At 41.5% G+C, this 15,817-nt stretch carries 14 protein-coding genes; all 14 read left to right on the top strand.

Annotated elements, in window-relative coordinates; translation table 11 throughout:
• Window positions 1–36 precede the first annotated feature (36 nt).
• The 14 genes from dapA (at window position 37) to H538_RS0100230 (ending at window position 15,790) form a co-directional block, all read left to right on the top strand.
• Window positions 37–906 (top strand): 4-hydroxy-tetrahydrodipicolinate synthase, encoded by an 870-nt coding sequence (gene dapA / locus H538_RS0100295; RefSeq protein WP_026675824.1) that lies wholly within the window; start codon window positions 37–39, stop codon window positions 904–906.
• Between the two features lie 191 nt (window positions 907–1,097).
• The gene (locus tag H538_RS0100290) at window positions 1,098–2,768 is read left to right on the top strand and encodes a ribonuclease J (protein WP_026675823.1); all 1,671 of its coding nucleotides are present in this window, start codon (window positions 1,098–1,100) and stop codon (window positions 2,766–2,768) included.
• A 108-nt stretch (window positions 2,769–2,876) separates the two neighbouring features.
• Window positions 2,877–3,614, top strand: coding sequence for a ClpP family protease (locus H538_RS0100285; protein WP_026675822.1), 738 nt, complete (start codon window positions 2,877–2,879; stop codon window positions 3,612–3,614).
• The gene (locus H538_RS0100280; RefSeq protein WP_026675821.1) at window positions 3,611–3,844 is read left to right on the top strand and encodes a YlzJ-like family protein; all 234 of its coding nucleotides are present in this window, start codon (window positions 3,611–3,613) and stop codon (window positions 3,842–3,844) included. Before H538_RS0100285 ends, H538_RS0100280 begins: the two co-directional genes overlap by 4 nt.
• Before the next feature lie 83 nt (window positions 3,845–3,927).
• A complete protein-coding gene (locus H538_RS0100275) occupies window positions 3,928–6,252 on the top strand; it encodes a DNA translocase FtsK (protein WP_026675820.1) in 2,325 nt (774 codons plus the stop codon).
• Window positions 6,253–6,435: 183 nt separating this feature from the next.
• Window positions 6,436–7,161, top strand: coding sequence for a GntR family transcriptional regulator (locus H538_RS0100270; RefSeq protein ID WP_026675819.1), 726 nt, complete (start codon window positions 6,436–6,438; stop codon window positions 7,159–7,161).
• A 102-nt stretch (window positions 7,162–7,263) separates the two neighbouring features.
• A complete protein-coding gene (locus H538_RS0100265) occupies window positions 7,264–8,328 on the top strand; it encodes a BMP family lipoprotein (RefSeq protein WP_026675818.1) in 1,065 nt (354 codons plus the stop codon).
• A gap of 100 nt (window positions 8,329–8,428) precedes the next feature.
• Window positions 8,429–9,958, top strand: a complete 1,530-nt coding sequence (locus tag H538_RS0100260; protein WP_026675817.1) for an ABC transporter ATP-binding protein — start codon at window positions 8,429–8,431, stop codon at window positions 9,956–9,958.
• Complete coding sequence (locus H538_RS0100255; protein WP_026675816.1) at window positions 9,949–11,010, top strand: ABC transporter permease; 1,062 nt, start codon at window positions 9,949–9,951, stop codon at window positions 11,008–11,010. The genes H538_RS0100260 and H538_RS0100255 overlap by 10 nt, the downstream gene beginning before the upstream one ends.
• Window positions 11,010–11,972 (top strand): ABC transporter permease, encoded by a 963-nt coding sequence (locus tag H538_RS0100250; protein WP_026675815.1) that lies wholly within the window; start codon window positions 11,010–11,012, stop codon window positions 11,970–11,972. Before H538_RS0100255 ends, H538_RS0100250 begins: the two co-directional genes overlap by 1 nt.
• Before the next feature lie 142 nt (window positions 11,973–12,114).
• Window positions 12,115–13,416, top strand: coding sequence for an EF-P 5-aminopentanol modification-associated protein YfmF (gene yfmF, locus H538_RS0100245; protein WP_026675814.1), 1,302 nt, complete (start codon window positions 12,115–12,117; stop codon window positions 13,414–13,416).
• A complete protein-coding gene (gene yfmH, locus H538_RS0100240) occupies window positions 13,397–14,686 on the top strand; it encodes an EF-P 5-aminopentanol modification-associated protein YfmH (RefSeq protein ID WP_026675813.1) in 1,290 nt (429 codons plus the stop codon). Before yfmF ends, yfmH begins: the two co-directional genes overlap by 20 nt.
• 50 nt (window positions 14,687–14,736) lie before the next feature.
• On the top strand, window positions 14,737–15,465 hold the full coding sequence (ymfI, locus tag H538_RS0100235; protein ID WP_026675812.1) for an elongation factor P 5-aminopentanone reductase: 729 nt from the start codon (window positions 14,737–14,739) through the stop codon (window positions 15,463–15,465).
• A 79-nt stretch (window positions 15,466–15,544) separates the two neighbouring features.
• On the top strand, window positions 15,545–15,790 hold the full coding sequence (locus H538_RS0100230; RefSeq protein WP_026675811.1) for a DUF3243 domain-containing protein: 246 nt from the start codon (window positions 15,545–15,547) through the stop codon (window positions 15,788–15,790).
• Window positions 15,791–15,817: the final 27 nt, after the last annotated feature.

The raw sequence follows: 15,817 nt of genomic DNA, 5'->3' as shown, positions 1-15,817 counted from the left end.
GCTTATTCATACGATTGTTTTTTAGGAGTGAATTAAATGGATATCGGCAGGATTAGTACGGCGATGGTGACTCCATTTGACAGCAAAGGAAACATTGATTTTTCGAAAACGACAAAACTTGTAAACTATTTAATCGATAATGGATCCGATAGTCTCGTCGTTTCAGGGACAACGGGCGAATCCCCGACGTTAACAACAGAAGAGAAAGTTGCATTATTTAAGCATGTTGTAAAAATCGTGGACGGTCGCGTACCGGTAATTGCCGGTACGGGAAGCAACAATACGAAGGCATCGATCGAATTAACGAAAAAGGCAGAGGAAATTGGCGTGGACGCCATTATGATTGTCACTCCATATTACAACAAACCGAGCCAGGAAGGGATTATACAACATTTTAAAGCAATTAGTGAAGCAACGAGATTACCGATCTTGGCGTATAATGTCCCTGGACGAACAGTTGTCCGAATGAATGCGGAAACGGTCATTGAGCTTTCAAAAATTCCGAATGTGTTCGCTATTAAAGATGCCGGCGGTGATCTAAATGAGATGAGCCGGATCATTGAAGAAACGCCAGACGATTTTCTATTGTACAGTGGAGACGATGGCGTGACACTCCCGGTTTTGTCGATTGGAGGCGCAGGTGTTATTTCAGTTGCTTCACATGTGATTGGCAACAGCATGCAAGAGATGATCTCATTATTCCTTAATGGTAAAAATGATCAGGCGGCAAAGCTTCATAGACGTTTACTTCCTCTCATGAATGAATTATTCAAGGCTCCTAGTCCGGCTCCTGTTAAAACTGCGCTGCAGATGAAAGGGCTGGATGTCGGCGGTGTGCGAATGCCGCTATTGCCGCTAAATGAAGCGGAAAGAACCTCGTTATCTAAAGTCATGCAAGCTCTCTAATAGGAAGGGTGAATCCTTTCCTTTTTTGTAATCGGCTATTGGCCGATGTGAACAAGGGAACAGAATTGCAATTAGCAATTTTGTTCCCTTGTTTCTTGTCTTCCCTTTCCAACTTAGGCTATAATAAATGCAAGTGACGTGAACGGATTAACGGATTTTATTTTATTCATTCATCTGGGAGGATCTTAACATTGACAATAAAACAAAATATAGAAAAAGTCAGGGTTTTCGCCCTGGGCGGAGTGGGCGAAATCGGCAAGAACATGTATGTGGTGGAGGTTAATGAAGATATTTTTGTTCTTGATGCGGGGTTAATGTTTCCACATGAGGAAATGCTTGGAATTGATATCGTCATTCCCGATATTACATACCTTACTGAAAATCTTGACCGGGTTCAGGGTATTTTTTTAACACATGCACATGAAGACCATATCGGTGCACTTCCTTTCATATTAAAAAAATTGCCGGTTTCCGTTTTTGGTACAAAATTCACTCTCGGACTTGTTGAATCCAAATTAAAAGAAGCGGGAATATTTCGAACGTCTCGGCTTCAATTGATTGATTCCAATACGGTCTTAACATTTAACCATGCTAAAATTTCATTTTTCGGCACAAATCATAGTATTCCGGACTCCGTAGGAATTGCTGTTCACACGTCACAAGGGGTTATAGTGAATACTGGTGATTTTAAAATTGACCATACGCCGATCGACGGGTCTCATACGGAATTTAGCAAAATAACGGAACTTGCTAGTAAAGGGGTGCTTTGTCTCCTTTCTGACAGCACCAATGCGGAAAGACCGGGAATGACCGGGTCTGAGAGAACCGTTGGAATTGAAATTAACGACTGTTTTTATAAGGCAAAAGGAAGAATTATTATCGCTTCGTTTGCATCAAACATTCATCGCATTCAACAGGTGATGAACGCCGCTATATTAACAAACAGAAAAGTTGCCATTTCAGGCAGAAGCATGGTCAAATATGTCGATATAGCCATCGATTTAGGCTATTTGCAAGTAGAGAAAGACATCATTGTTTCAATTGACGACATTAATAATTACGCCGATGAACGAGTAGTCATTTTAACAACCGGAAGCCAGGGAGAACCGATGGCAGCACTGTCCAGAATGGCGTCAAATAGTCATAAACAAGTATCCATTAAAAAGACGGATACGGTAATCATTGCTGCTACTCCGATTCCAGGCAACGAAATGGCTGTTTCGAAAATTGTTGATCGCCTGATGCGCACCGGCGCAGAAGTCGTTTTTGGACAGCGAAAAGTTCACGTGTCCGGACATGGCAGCCAGGAAGAACTTAAATTAATGATCAATCTTATTAAGCCAAAATATTTTCTCCCCGTTCACGGAGAATTCCGCATGCAAAAAGCCCACCAGTCTTTAGCCATTGAAGTCGGAGTTCAACCGGAAAATATATTTATTTTGGAAAAAGGGGAAGTTGTCGAATTTACAAATGGAGAAGCAAAGAGATTTGGAAAGGTTCCTGCGGGTAATGTGTTAGTAGATGGGCTTGGCGTCGGCGACATTGGAAACATTGTATTGCGCGATCGCAAGCTTTTATCTCAAGATGGCATTCTTGTCGTCGTAGTTACCATTAGTAAAGTAATGAATCAAATTGTTTCAGGTCCAGAAATCATCTCTCGTGGCTTTGTATATGTTCGTGAAAGCGAAGAATTGTTAAAAGGTGCGGGCACCCTTGTAAAAGAAGTTTTAGAAAAATGCATGACCGAAAAAGTGAAAGACTGGTCTTCATTAAAATCAAATATACGGGATTCTTTAAGCTATTATTTATTTGAAAAAACAAAACGCCGTCCAATGATCATGCCGATCATCATGGAGATATAAAAAAGCTTTAACCCTGGCTTTACTTTGACTAAAAAAAATGCCTGCAAATTGCGGGCATTTTTTTTATGAACAAAGCTCAAACTATAAAAAAATGAGAGGAGTTTTGTTGTGGATAACGAATTTAACAATGAAGAACAGCAAGAGTCGCAAAGTCCAAACGGGCAGCAATCAGAAGTTGTTGATAAAATACAATCGCTCGGTCAAACGAATATTCCGCAAATGGAAGCTTCTAATATTCATTGTTTGACGATTGTCGGTCAAATCGAGGGACATGTCCAACTGCCGCCAACGAATAAAACGACAAAATATGAACATTTAATTCCTCAGTTGGTCGCGATTGAGCAAAATCCAAAAATTGAAGGGTTGCTCATCATTTTAAATACTGTTGGCGGCGATGTGGAAGCAGGCCTTGCCATTTCCGAAATGATCGCATCACTTTCAAAGCCGACGGTATCGCTCGTTCTTGGCGGAGGGCATTCAATTGGTGTTCCAATCGCCGTAAGTGCCGATTATTCTTTTATCGCAGAAACGGCAACGATGACAATCCATCCTGTTCGTTTGACGGGGCTTGTCATAGGCGTACCGCAAACCTTTGAATATTTGGATAAAATGCAGGAGAGAGTCATCAGCTTTGTTATTCGCCATTCAAAAATTTCAGAGGAAAAGTTTAAAGAATTAATGTTTTCAAAAGGAAATCTAACAAGGGATATCGGGACAAATGTCATTGGAAAACATGCGGTTGAAGATGGATTGATTGATGAAGTTGGCGGCGTCGGCCAGGCGATTGCCAAGCTGAATGAATTGATTGACAAGAATAAAAATAAGGGATTAGAGGTCGTTCAATGATTCTCTATACGATGATGCCGCGTGAATTGATCTTTCCGTATGACCAAACAAATGACCGGGAAACCCATTCAGTTATGGTGTATAATGACGTTCCTGTTTTAGTTGAACATCTCTCAATGGGTGAATGCCGCATCGTTCGGATTTTAAGCACGGATCCGAACCATTTTCTCGATCAATCCTTTCAACCTGGAGAAAAAATAAGCTTTCCAATGCCGAACATGAAAAGTTAGTATTATGTTATAATGAAAGATAACGTAAGTAAAGCAGCCTCTGGCTGCTTTACTTAGTTTTACTGTTTGCATGAGGTGAGGCTATGGCAAAAAAAAGAAATAAAAAATCAGCGAAAAAAAAAGCAGAGTGGAAAGAGCAAATAACGTATGAACTGATCGGTTTATTAATGCTCGCGTTAACGATGCTCGCTTTTTCAAAGATGGGGAAAGTCGGCCTTGCATTTGTCGAGTTTTTGCGCTTTTTTGGCGGCCAATGGTACGGCCTTTTCTTAATCGGACTGCTCATCGTTTCCGTATATATTATTATTAAGCGAAAAATGCCTGTTTTTTGGTCTAGAAGGCTTGCGGGTGTTTATCTTTTATTTTTATCGTTATTGATTTTAAGCCATATTAAATTATTTAACAATTTATCAGAAGGCGGAAGATGGGCCGATCCTTCAGTTATTCGCAATACATGGGATTTATATTGGATGCAGCTTTCTGGAAAAACGTCGGGAGCCGACCTTGGCGGTGGAATGATTGGCGCCATCGGATTTGCATTTTGCCATTTTTTATTTGACGTTAAAGGAACGACGATTGTTATCGCTTTTGTCATGATCATTTCATTTATTTTAATCACAGGAAAATCGGTTTCTGATGTGTTTTCCAAAGCGATTCAGGGGACAGCGCAGAAGTTGCAACATACATATGAGAACATGAAGAGAGCGACGAAAAATCGAAAGCAATCCGTTAAAATAAAAGAGAAGAAAAAGAAAGAAGATGAATCAGAGGATGATTCTTCCATTGTTTTAGTGGACGAGCATGAACCGATTATTGAGGATTTTTCAAAACATCTTGATCATGATGAGCAAACTGGGCAGCTTAAATTTTCTTCCCACGGTTTTGATGAAGAGTCTTCATCGGACAATGGCAAGGCGAAAGAGGAGCCAATAGAACTATTGGAGAATTTTGAGGATGCCGTTGAACAAAATGAAAATTATGAATTGCCTTCATTTGATCTCCTTCAATCGCCGGTTGCGAATGGCCAGCATAAAGATAAACAATATGCTTTAAGCCGACACAACGCGAAAAAACTTGAAAGAACATTTGAAAGTTTTGGTGTAAAAGCAAAAGTGCTTAAAGTCCATCTGGGGCCTGCCGTAACGAAATACGAAGTGTATCCCGATGTTGGCGTTAAAGTAAGTAAAATCGTTGGATTAACGGACGATATCGCACTTGCTCTGGCGGCAAAAGGAATTCGAATTGAAGCGCCGATACCTGGAAAATCGGCGGTTGGAATCGAAGTGCCTAACCAGGAAGTCGCAATGGTGACACTCCGGGAAGTACTTGAATCAAAACAATTCAAAAAACAAACGTCAAAATTGGCGATCGGGCTTGGACGGGATATTTCAGGCGAGCCCATTTTCGCCGAGTTATCAAAAATGCCGCACCTTCTTGTTGCAGGGGCAACAGGGAGCGGGAAGAGTGTTTGTATTAATGGAATTATTACAAGCATATTAATGCGGGCGAAACCACATGAAGTAAAAATGATGATGATTGACCCGAAAATGGTCGAATTAAATGTGTATAATGGGATTCCGCATTTATTAGCGCCGGTCGTCACTGAGCCGAAAAAAGCCGCACAGGCCTTAAAACGGGTGGTCAGCGAGATGGAGCGAAGGTATGAACTTTTTTCTCATAGCGGTACGCGCAATATCGAGGGATACAATGAAAGCATACGGAGAGCCAATAGCGAAAGTGAGGCAAAACAGCCGACATTGCCTTATATTGTTGTCATTGTCGATGAGTTAGCGGATTTAATGATGGTTGCCTCAGGTGATGTTGAAGATGCTATCACGAGGCTTGCGCAAATGGCAAGGGCTGCAGGTATTCATTTGATCATCGCGACACAAAGGCCTTCTGTCGATGTCATTACAGGAGTTATTAAAGCAAATATTCCATCAAGGATCGCGTTCAGCGTGTCTTCACAAACCGATTCCCGAACGATTCTCGATATGGGAGGAGCAGAAAAGCTGCTCGGCCGCGGAGATATGCTCTTTTATCCGTCAGGGGCATCGAAGCCGACTCGCATTCAAGGTGCTTTTTTATCTGATCAAGAAGTTGAAAATGTCGTTGAATTTGTCATTTCACAGCAAAAGGCGCAATATCAAAAAGAGATGATACCGACGGAAGAAACGGAAAAAACCGTTGAAATCGAAGATGATTTATTTGAAGACGCGGTTAAGCTTGTTGTCGATATGCAAACCGCTTCTGTGTCCATGCTCCAGCGGAGATTTCGGATCGGCTATTCCAGGGCCGCCCGACTAGTAGACGCGATGGAAGCAAAAGGGATCATTGGTCCATATGAAGGCAGCAAACCGAGAGAAGTATTAGTCTCTTCACTGCCCGAAGACCATGACGCTTCATAAGACGGGTTCAAAAAATAATTGAACTCGTCTTTTTAATATTTTTAAAAAAAGTATTTATTTCGTTTCATAAAAATGATATAGTAATTGTCAGTTATATTACTAATATGTCTAAATTCTGATACAAATTTAAAAAAACGTACAAATTAATAATGTTTTTGTAACAGGCCAGAGGTGGTATCCCGAATGTCTATTAAAACAGATCATCGACTATTGTACTTAAAAGTAATTGAAAAAATTAAGGACGACATTGAAAGCGGGTATTACGAGGAAGGGGAAAAGCTTCCATCCGAATTTGAATTGTCGAAACAGTTAGGAATCAGTCGCGCGACATTGCGGGAAGCGCTCCGTATTCTCGAAGATGAAAACGTTGTCATTCGGAAACATGGAGTCGGCACATTCGTTCGGACTCGCGCCTTATTTTCATCGGGCATTGAAGAATTGTTCAGTGTGACCGATATGATTGAAAGAGCTGGGAAAAAAGCAGGAACAACGTTTATTTCTTCGAGTGTAAAACAGGCAACGGATGAAATCATAACGAAGTTCAATTTGAGCGGAAGCGACGACATTCATGTCATTGAAAGGGTAAGAACGGCAGATGGAGAACCGGTTGTTTATTGTTTGGACCATATTCCAAAAATGTACTTGAATAAAATGGTTCATCACCAGTATGAGTCATTGCTCGAATTGCTTGAAAAGGAAGCCAACCGCCGGATCATGTACGCGGTAACGAAAATTGAACCGCTCGGCTTTCATGATCGAATATCCGGTATTTTAGAATGTCCACCGGAGTCGGCCATTCTCGTGTTAAAACAAATGCATTACGATCAACACGATGATCCGATTCTTTATTCGTGCAATTATTTTAAAGCGGACAAGTTCAATTTTACAGTCGTTAGAAGGCGGATGTAAGGTCTGACGTCTATCCATATTTAGGGGGTGATTGACTACTGTAACGGTAAGTAACAATCGGTCTTAGTTTTAAATTTTTTTAAAAAAACAGGGGGAATTTGAATGAAGAAGAAATTTGGCGCTTTATTGAGCGTAGGTCTTGCAGCAAGCGTAATGCTTGCTGGCTGTGGCAGCGATACTTCTAAAGAAACAAAAGGCGGAAAAGATAAGAAAGATTTTAAAGTAGCAATGGTTACAGATGTCGGCGGTGTTGATGATAAATCATTCAACCAATCGGCATGGGAAGGGCTCCAGCGGTTCGGGAAAGAAAATGGGCTTGCTAAAGATAGAAACTACAAATATTTGCAATCTCAATCCGCAAGTGATTACCAGCCGAACTTGCAGCGGCTCGTGCGTGAAAATTACGACCTTGTATACGGAATCGGCTATTTAATGCAGGCTGATGTGCAAAAAGTAGCAAAACAAAAGCCGGATGCACATCTTGCGCTTGTTGATTCCGTTGTTGAAAATCAAAAGAACGTCGCTAACATTTTATTTAAAGAGCAAGAAGGTTCCTTCCTTGTCGGATTAATTGCCGGAAGCCAGACAAAAACGGGTAAAGTCGGATTTATCGGCGGGGTAACAGGACCGGTTATTAAACGCTTTGAAAATGGATTTAAGGCGGGCGTTAAAACGGCCAATCCAAAAGCGGAAGTCGAAGTCCAATATGCTGAAGCGTTTGATAAAGCGGAAAAAGGCCAGCAAATTGCTAACACGTTCTATGACAAAGGTGTCGATATTATTTTCCCGGCTGCCGGAGCGACAGGAAATGGTGTATTCACTGAAGCGAAAAACCGTGCGAAAAATGGCAAAAAAGTATGGGTGATCGGTGTAGACCGCGATCAATATGAAGAAGGTCTGCCAGAAGATGTAACACTTACTTCGATGGTGAAAAAAGTAGACCAGGCTGTTTTTGATGTATCCAAACAAACGATGGACGGCAAATTCCCGGGAGGACAAGTTCTAAACTTCGGTCTTAAAGAAAACGGAGTAGGAATTTCCAGCCATAAAGATCATGTGACGGATAAAGCATTAAAACTCGTTGAAGAATACAAGCAAAAAATTATTAAAGGTGAAGTGAAAGTTCCGGGAACGGATGCTGAATTCAAGAACTTTAAGGTAAAATAATGGAAATAAATAAAGGCTAGTAGAATACTAGCCTTTATTTATGATGAAAAAAGGTTAGACTTCTGACACCAGAAAAGATCTAAGGGGTGAGGAAACACTCATGGATTACGTGATTGAAATGCGAAACATTAGAAAAGAATTTCCCGGAATTGTTGCCAATGATAATATAACACTTCAAGTGAAAAAAGGGGAAATTCATGCGCTTCTCGGGGAAAATGGGGCGGGAAAATCAACCTTAATGAATGTCCTTTTCGGCCTCTACCAGCCAGAGGAAGGAGAAATTTTTGTTAAAGGAAAGAAAGTCACTGCCAATGACCCAAACGTTGCCAACGATCTTGGCATCGGGATGGTGCATCAACATTTTATGCTTGTCGAAAAGTTTACCGTTACAGAAAATATTATTCTTGGAAAAGAACCTACCCGTGGTGGAAGAGTGGATATCAAATCGGCTGCAAACGAAATCAAAAAGCTTTCCGACCAATACGGATTATCTGTTGATCCGCACGCGAAAATCGAAGATATTTCAGTCGGAATGCAGCAGAGGGTAGAAATTTTAAAGACCCTCTATCGCGGTGCAGACATTCTTATTTTTGATGAACCGACAGCTGTGCTTACACCACAAGAAATTAGCGAGCTCATGCAAATTATGAAAAAGCTCGTTCGTGAAGGAAAGTCGATTATATTAATTACACATAAATTAAAAGAAATTATGCAAGTTTGTGATCGCTGCACCGTCATTCGCAGGGGAAAAGGTATCGGCACTGTCAATGTCGCTGATACAGACCCGGACAAGCTTGCCGCTATGATGGTTGGTCGTGAAGTTAATTTTAAAGTGGCGAAAACAGATAGCGTGCCGAAAGAAACCGTTCTTGAAATTAAAGACCTTGTTGTCGAAGACGCCAGGAAAGTAAACGTCGTTAACGGTTTAAATCTTGAAGTAAGAGCCGGAGAAATTGTTGGAATTGCGGGGGTTGACGGCAATGGGCAAACCGAGCTTTTAGAAGCCATTACCGGCCTCGCAAAAGTTTCTTCAGGTAAAATTATGTTAAACGGGAGAGACATTACGAAATTATCACCGCGGAAAGTAACGGAGTCAGGGCTCGGCCATATTCCGCAAGACCGCCATAAACACGGTCTCGTTCTTAATTTTACAATTGGAGAAAATATGGCCTTGCAAACGTACTATCAATCTCCTTATTCAAAAGCTGGCATTTTGAATTACAAGACAATCTATGAAAAAGCAAAATCCCTTATTCAAGAATTTGATGTTCGTACACCTAGCGAGTTTACACCGGCCCGGGCGTTATCCGGCGGGAACCAACAAAAGGCGATCATCGCCCGTGAAGTGGATCGCAGCCCTGATTTTCTTATTGCGGCACAACCGACCCGCGGTTTAGATGTAGGGGCGATTGAATTTATTCACTCCAAGCTGATCCAAGAAAGGGATAAAGGAAAAGCGGTCCTGCTTGTTTCTTTTGAACTCGATGAAATTATGAATGTTAGTGACCGGATTGCCGTCATTTACGAAGGGAAAATCGTCGCTATTGTCAACCCGAAAGAAACGAACGAACAAGAACTAGGCTTACTTATGGCAGGCGGCAAGAAAGAAAAAGTAGGTGGATTTCAGTGAATTTACTAAAAGGGCGCTTATTTTCAATTTTAATTCCGGTAATATCTGTTGTGCTCGCTTTAATCATTGGCGGGATTGTGATGCTTGCGAGCGGCTATCAACCGATACTTGCATATACAAGCCTTTTTGAAGGGATATTTGGTAACAGCTACAATATTGGTGAAACGGTCAGGCAAATGACGCCGCTCATTCTGGCAGGTCTTGCCGTTGCCTTTGCCTTTCGCGCCGGGCTGTTCAACATTGGTGTGGAAGGTCAAGTGCTTGTCGGCTGGCTTGCTTCGGTTTATGTCGGCGTTTCATTTGATCTGCCGAAAATCATTCATCTTCCATTTGCGATTGTAACCGCTGCCGTAGCGGGTGCGCTCTGGGGGGTTATTCCGGGCTTTTTAAAAGCGCGTTTCAAAGTTCATGAAGTCATTACGACCATTATGATGAACTATATTGCCCTTTATATGACGAATGCCATTATTCGTGCTTACATGCTTGCACCTGGCGAGCGGACAAAGGATGTAAAACCGACGGCTTCACTCGCTTCGGATTTCTTGCAAACGATTACGGACGGCTCCCGTCTTCATTATGGAATCATTGTAGCGCTTATTTGTTCCGTTATTATGTGGTTTATCCTCTGGAAAACGACAATGGGATACGAACTTCGCGCTGTCGGATTTAACCAGCACGCTTCCCGGTACGCCGGAATGAACGTCTCTAAAAATATTATTTTATCGATGGCGATTTCGGGTGCTTTTGCCGGCATTGCCGGAGCGATGGAAGGACTCGGAACTTACGGGTATATGATGATTAATGCGGCATTCACTGGAGTTGGGTTCGATGGAATCGCTGTCAGCCTGATCGGGGCAAATAATGCCATTGGCATTATTATCGGAGCCGCCTTGTTTGGAGGATTAAAAATTGGCGCTTCCAACATGTCTTCCGTTGCCTTTGTTCCGATCGAATTAGTTGATATTATTATCGCACTTATTATTTTCTTTATTGCATCAAGCTATATCATTCACTGGCTCTCTAACCGGGTGAATAAAGGGGGTAAATTATAATGAGTTTTTTAGACATTTTGGCAATTGTAATTCCTGCCGCAATCGTTTCGGCAGCACCCCTTATATTTACTGCTCTCGGCGGCGTTATCTGTGAACGATCCGGTGTTGTTAATATCGGTTTGGAAGGTATGATGCTATTTGGAGCATTCGTTGGCGCGGTATGCATGCATTTTTTTGAAAAAATGCATTTGGGTGCTGCTTCACCATGGCTCAGCTTTCTTATAGCAATTGTTGCTGGAGCTTTATTTTCTTTGCTTCATGCGATGGCGAGCATTTCATTTAAAGCCGATCAAGTCATTAGCGGTGTTGCGCTAAACTTTTTAGCGTCCGGTCTTGCCCTCTTTTTGACAAAGAAGATTTTTGATGCAGGGGAAACACCGATGATTCATGAGCGGATCTCAAAACAAGATGTTCCAGTTCTCTCTCATATTCCAATTATCGGCGACTGGTTTTTCTCAAATGCATACGCCACTTCATATGTTGCTATTTTCTTAAGTGTTGTCGTCTGGTATGTGCTTTATAAAACACCTTTTGGCCTGCGTCTCCGCTCCGTCGGTGAACACCCAATGGCTGCTGATACGATGGGCATCAACGTTGTCCGTATGCGGTATGTTGCCGTACTTATCAGCGGTGGTTTTGCAGGTCTCGGGGGAGCAGTGTACGTTGCTTCCATTAGCGGTAACTTTACTCATGCGACCATTTCTGGTCAGGGGTTTATGGCGTTGGCTGCGATGATTTTCGGTAAATGGCATCCGCTCGGCGCGCTCGGCGCGGCCCTGTTTTTCGGACTTGCACAAAGCATAAGCGTCACGGGAGAATCACTGCCGTTCTTTAAAGATATCCCGTCAGTCTGGCTATTGATCGCTCCATATGTATTGACGATCCTCGCGCTTGCTGGTTTTGTCGGCCGGGCAGACGCGCCTAAGGCGAGTGGCCAGCCTTATGAGAAAGGTAAACGATAAAAGGAAGTCCAGTATGTCCGGGACACATTGCAAAAAGTTGGAGAGGATTTGTCCCTCCAACTTTTTTTATAAGCAGGAAAAGTCATGTTTCGTATCGAAGAGGGGTAAACTATGATGAGTGGTATGATAAGGAGGTTATAAAATGGCATATGTTCAACATCGAATGACGGAAATCCCCGGAATGAGAATACATAGTGTTGAAACGAAAAAGTATAAAACAAATACAATCGTTCTGCAGCTTAAAAACTTGATCAAAGAAGACAGTGTGACAAAACGGGCTCTTTTACCTTATGTCATGCAAAGCGGCACGAAAAAATATCCTTCAAGCAAACAATTGCGCGGGGCTCTGGATGATTTATACGGGGCGACATTGAACGTTGATCTTTCGAAAAAAGGCAACTATCAAATTATTAGTTTTCGGATGGATATTGCGAACGAGAAATTTTTATCCGATCAGTCGAAACTGTTAGATCAAGGGATTGCGCTATTAGCCGACGTCCTGTTAAGGCCGGTAACGGAAAACGGCGCTTTTAAAGAGGATATTGTTTCAAAGGAAAAACGTTCATTAAAGCAGCAAATTGAATCAATTTATGATGATAAAATGCGATATGCGAACAAGCGTTTAATTGAAGAAATGTTTAAAGGCGATCCGTACCATCTTAATGTGTATGGAAATGAAAACAAAGTGGATCAAATCACACCGCAAGATTTATATGCATATTATCAGGAAGTTTTAGCAAATGATGAATTCGACTTTTACGTTGTGGGTGATATTTCCCATGATGAGATTGTAAATAAAGCGAAGCAATTTTTTGTCTTTAACGAAAAAAGGGCGGCAGGCCAGTCGATCGAAAAAAATGAAGCGGTGGAAGTTACAAAAGTCAACGAAGTGATTGAGGAGCAGGATGTTCAGCAAGGGAAACTGCATATGGGGCTCAGAACGTATACGACATATGCTGACCCTGACTATTTAGCGCTTCAAGTATGTAATGGCATTTTTGGCGGCTTTTCGCACTCCAAGCTGTTTATCAACGTTCGAGAAAAGCATAGTCTTGCGTATTATGCAGCTTCCCGTTTTGAAAGCCATAAAGGATCTATCTTCGTAATGTCCGGCATCGAAACAGCGAACTATGAAAAAACAGTTTCGATTATTAAAGAGCAACTCGAAGATATGAGAAACGGTAACATTACAGACGATGAAATGGCAAAAACGAAAGCGATGATTAAAAACCAAATACTAGAAACGGTTGACGATGCCGCGGGGCTTGTGGAAGTGTTGTATCATCAAATAATTTCCGGATATGAACGAAGCATCGAAGAATGGATCAATGGAATTGACCGCGTAACGAAGGATGAGGTTGTTGAAGTTGCGAAAAAAATCAAGCTTGACACGATTTATTTCTTAAAAGGAAGGGGGAACGAAAATGGAACAAAAACAGTTTGATCAATTAAATGAAACGTTATATTTTAAAACTTTGCAAAATGGGTTGAAAGTGTTTATTCTTGAAAAGAAAGAATTTAACAAAACGTATGCCACTTTTACAACTAATTACGGTTCGGTTGACAACCATTTTACGCCGCTTGGCAAAAATGAACCGGTGAAAGTCCCGGATGGTATTGCCCATTTCCTCGAGCATAAAATGTTTGAAAAAGAAGATGGCGATGTGTTCCAACAATTTAATCAGCAAGGGGCTTCTGCGAACGCTTTTACATCGTTTAAACGGACGGCTTACTTGTTTTCGACTACGAATGAAGTAAAGAAAAATTTAACAACGTTAATCGATTTTGTTCAGGATCCCTATTTTACGGAAAAAACGGTAGAAAAGGAAAAGGGAATTATCGGCCAGGAAATCCGCATGTATGATGATAATCCTGACTGGCGCGCATATTTCGGATTAATTTCCAATATGTACCACCATCATCCTGTGAAAATCGATATTGCCGGAACGGTAGAATCGATTGCTAAAATCACGAAAGATGATCTTTATGAATGTTATGAAACCTTTTATCATCCAAGCAACATGATATTATTCGTCGTCGGTCCAGTTGACGCAAAAGAGATGATGGAGCTGATTGAAACAAACCAGGCGAGTAAGGATTATAAAGACCAGCCGCCGATTGAGCGCTTTTTTGATGAAGAGCCTTCAGCGCCACGGACGAAAAAGGAAATTGTTCCGATGCCGGTGCAAACACCGAAATGTTACATTGGCTTTAAAGAGAAACAGCCAGAGCGAAAAGGAGAAGCGCTTTTAAAACATGAGCTTTCCGTCAATTTGCTATTAGAAATGATGTTTGGCAAAAGTACGGAAAACTATGAAAAGCTTTATAACGAAGGATTAATTGATCAAACGTTCGCGTTCGACTATACGGAGGAATTCGGCTTTGGCTTTTCCATGATCGGCGGAGATACGAAAGATCCTGACCGCCTTTCTGAAACACTAATGAAAATGGTTCAAGATTTTATTTCCAAACCGCTCTCAAAAGAAGACCTTGAACGAACGAGGAAAAAGAAGATTGGCTCTTTTTTAAGGGCGCTTAATTCACCTGAATTTATCGCCAACCAATTTACACGCTATGAATTTAACGAAATGAATCTTTTTGACGTGATTCCGACATTTGAACAAATAACAGAATCCGATCTTCTCGATGTCATGAAAAATCATTTTGATGAAAAGCAGGCGACCGTTTGTCAAGTGCGCAAAAAAGAGGCATAATACAATTAAAAACATCCCATTCATGGGATGTTTTTAATTGGGGGAGACAAATGAAAAAGTGGGCGTTAATTACCGGTGCAAGTGGGGGGATCGGCTCAAAAATTAGTGAACGGCTCGCGAACCTTGGTTACCATTTAATCATGCACTACCATTCGGCGGATGAGCGCATTTTTAACTTACAAAAGAAATTAATGGATACATATAACAATGAAATTATTTGCCTCAAGGCTGATTTATCAACGAAAGAGGGAGCTTCCTCCCTGCTTTCGGGTATTTACAACCCGATCGATTGCATCGTTCACAATAGCGGTTTAAGCTATTACGGCCTATTTACAGAAATGCTGGATGAAGATATTCAGAAAATGATCCAGGTGAATTTTACAAGTCCGATCACGATTACGAAACATTTATTGCCGGGAATGATTGCGCGAAAAAGCGGGCGTATCATTATCATTTCTTCGATCTGGGGACACTCTGGCGCATCGTGTGAAGTCGTCTATTCAGCCGTGAAAGGCGGCCTTAATACATTTGTCAAGGCGCTGGCAAAAGAGGTGGCGCCGAGTGGCATTTACGTAAATGGCATTGCACCGGGCGCGGTCGACACAAATATGCTTTCGCTTTTTACCGAAGAAGAAAAGTCGCTGATAAAAGAAGAAATTCCGATGAACAGGCTTGGAAGGCCGGAAGAAATAGCGGATATTGTCTCTTTTCTTTGTACCAAGCAGTCTTCTTATGTTAATGGCCATATCATTACAGCGAGTGGTGGCTGGCATTCGTAATTAATTTGCAGGATGATGAATAATTGGGCATTCTTCTTGAAATATTAATCGATGTACCCTATTTTAAGGAGGAAATAACATGTCTGTATTAGATAATTTCGGCCAATGGAAAGATTTCCTTTCTAACCGCTTGCAGCATGCACAAAGCCAGGGAATGGATCAATCTTCTATTTCTAATTTAGCGACTGAAATCGGCGGTTACCTTGCTTCACATGTGGAGCCGAAAAATCCGGAAGAAAAAGTGCTTCAAGAATTATGGCAAGTTGCTGATGATCAGGAAAAACATGCTATTGCTAATATGATGGTTAAACTTGTTCAAAAATAAGACCCGGAGGATGTTAAGAAAAATTCT

Origin of the sequence: Fictibacillus gelatini DSM 15865 (assembly GCF_000430745.1) — a bacterium.
In the GTDB taxonomy this organism is placed as follows: domain Bacteria; phylum Bacillota; class Bacilli; order Bacillales; family Fictibacillaceae; genus Fictibacillus_A; species Fictibacillus_A gelatini.
The sequence above is the reverse complement of the archived record's forward strand: the minus strand, read 5'-3'. Positions and strand labels throughout refer to the sequence as shown.

Bases quoted from the DNA above. Each gene is read 5' to 3' on its own strand.
- dapA (WP_026675824.1), top strand. From the start codon at position 37: ATGGATATCGGCAGGATTAGTACGGCGATGGTGACTCCATTTGACAGC.
- H538_RS0100280 (WP_026675821.1), top strand. From the start codon at position 3,611: ATGATTCTCTATACGATGATGCCGCGTGAATTGATCTTTCCGTATGAC.
- H538_RS0100275 (WP_026675820.1), top strand. From the start codon at position 3,928: ATGGCAAAAAAAAGAAATAAAAAATCAGCGAAAAAAAAAGCAGAGTGG.
- H538_RS0100270 (WP_026675819.1), top strand. From the start codon at position 6,436: ATGTCTATTAAAACAGATCATCGACTATTGTACTTAAAAGTAATTGAA.
- H538_RS0100265 (WP_026675818.1), top strand. From the start codon at position 7,264: ATGAAGAAGAAATTTGGCGCTTTATTGAGCGTAGGTCTTGCAGCAAGC.
- H538_RS0100260 (WP_026675817.1), top strand. From the start codon at position 8,429: ATGGATTACGTGATTGAAATGCGAAACATTAGAAAAGAATTTCCCGGA.
- H538_RS0100250 (WP_026675815.1), top strand. From the start codon at position 11,010: ATGAGTTTTTTAGACATTTTGGCAATTGTAATTCCTGCCGCAATCGTT.
- yfmF (WP_026675814.1), top strand. From the start codon at position 12,115: ATGGCATATGTTCAACATCGAATGACGGAAATCCCCGGAATGAGAATA.
- yfmH (WP_026675813.1), top strand. From the start codon at position 13,397: ATGGAACAAAAACAGTTTGATCAATTAAATGAAACGTTATATTTTAAA.
- ymfI (WP_026675812.1), top strand. From the start codon at position 14,737: ATGAAAAAGTGGGCGTTAATTACCGGTGCAAGTGGGGGGATCGGCTCA.
- H538_RS0100230 (WP_026675811.1), top strand. From the start codon at position 15,545: ATGTCTGTATTAGATAATTTCGGCCAATGGAAAGATTTCCTTTCTAAC.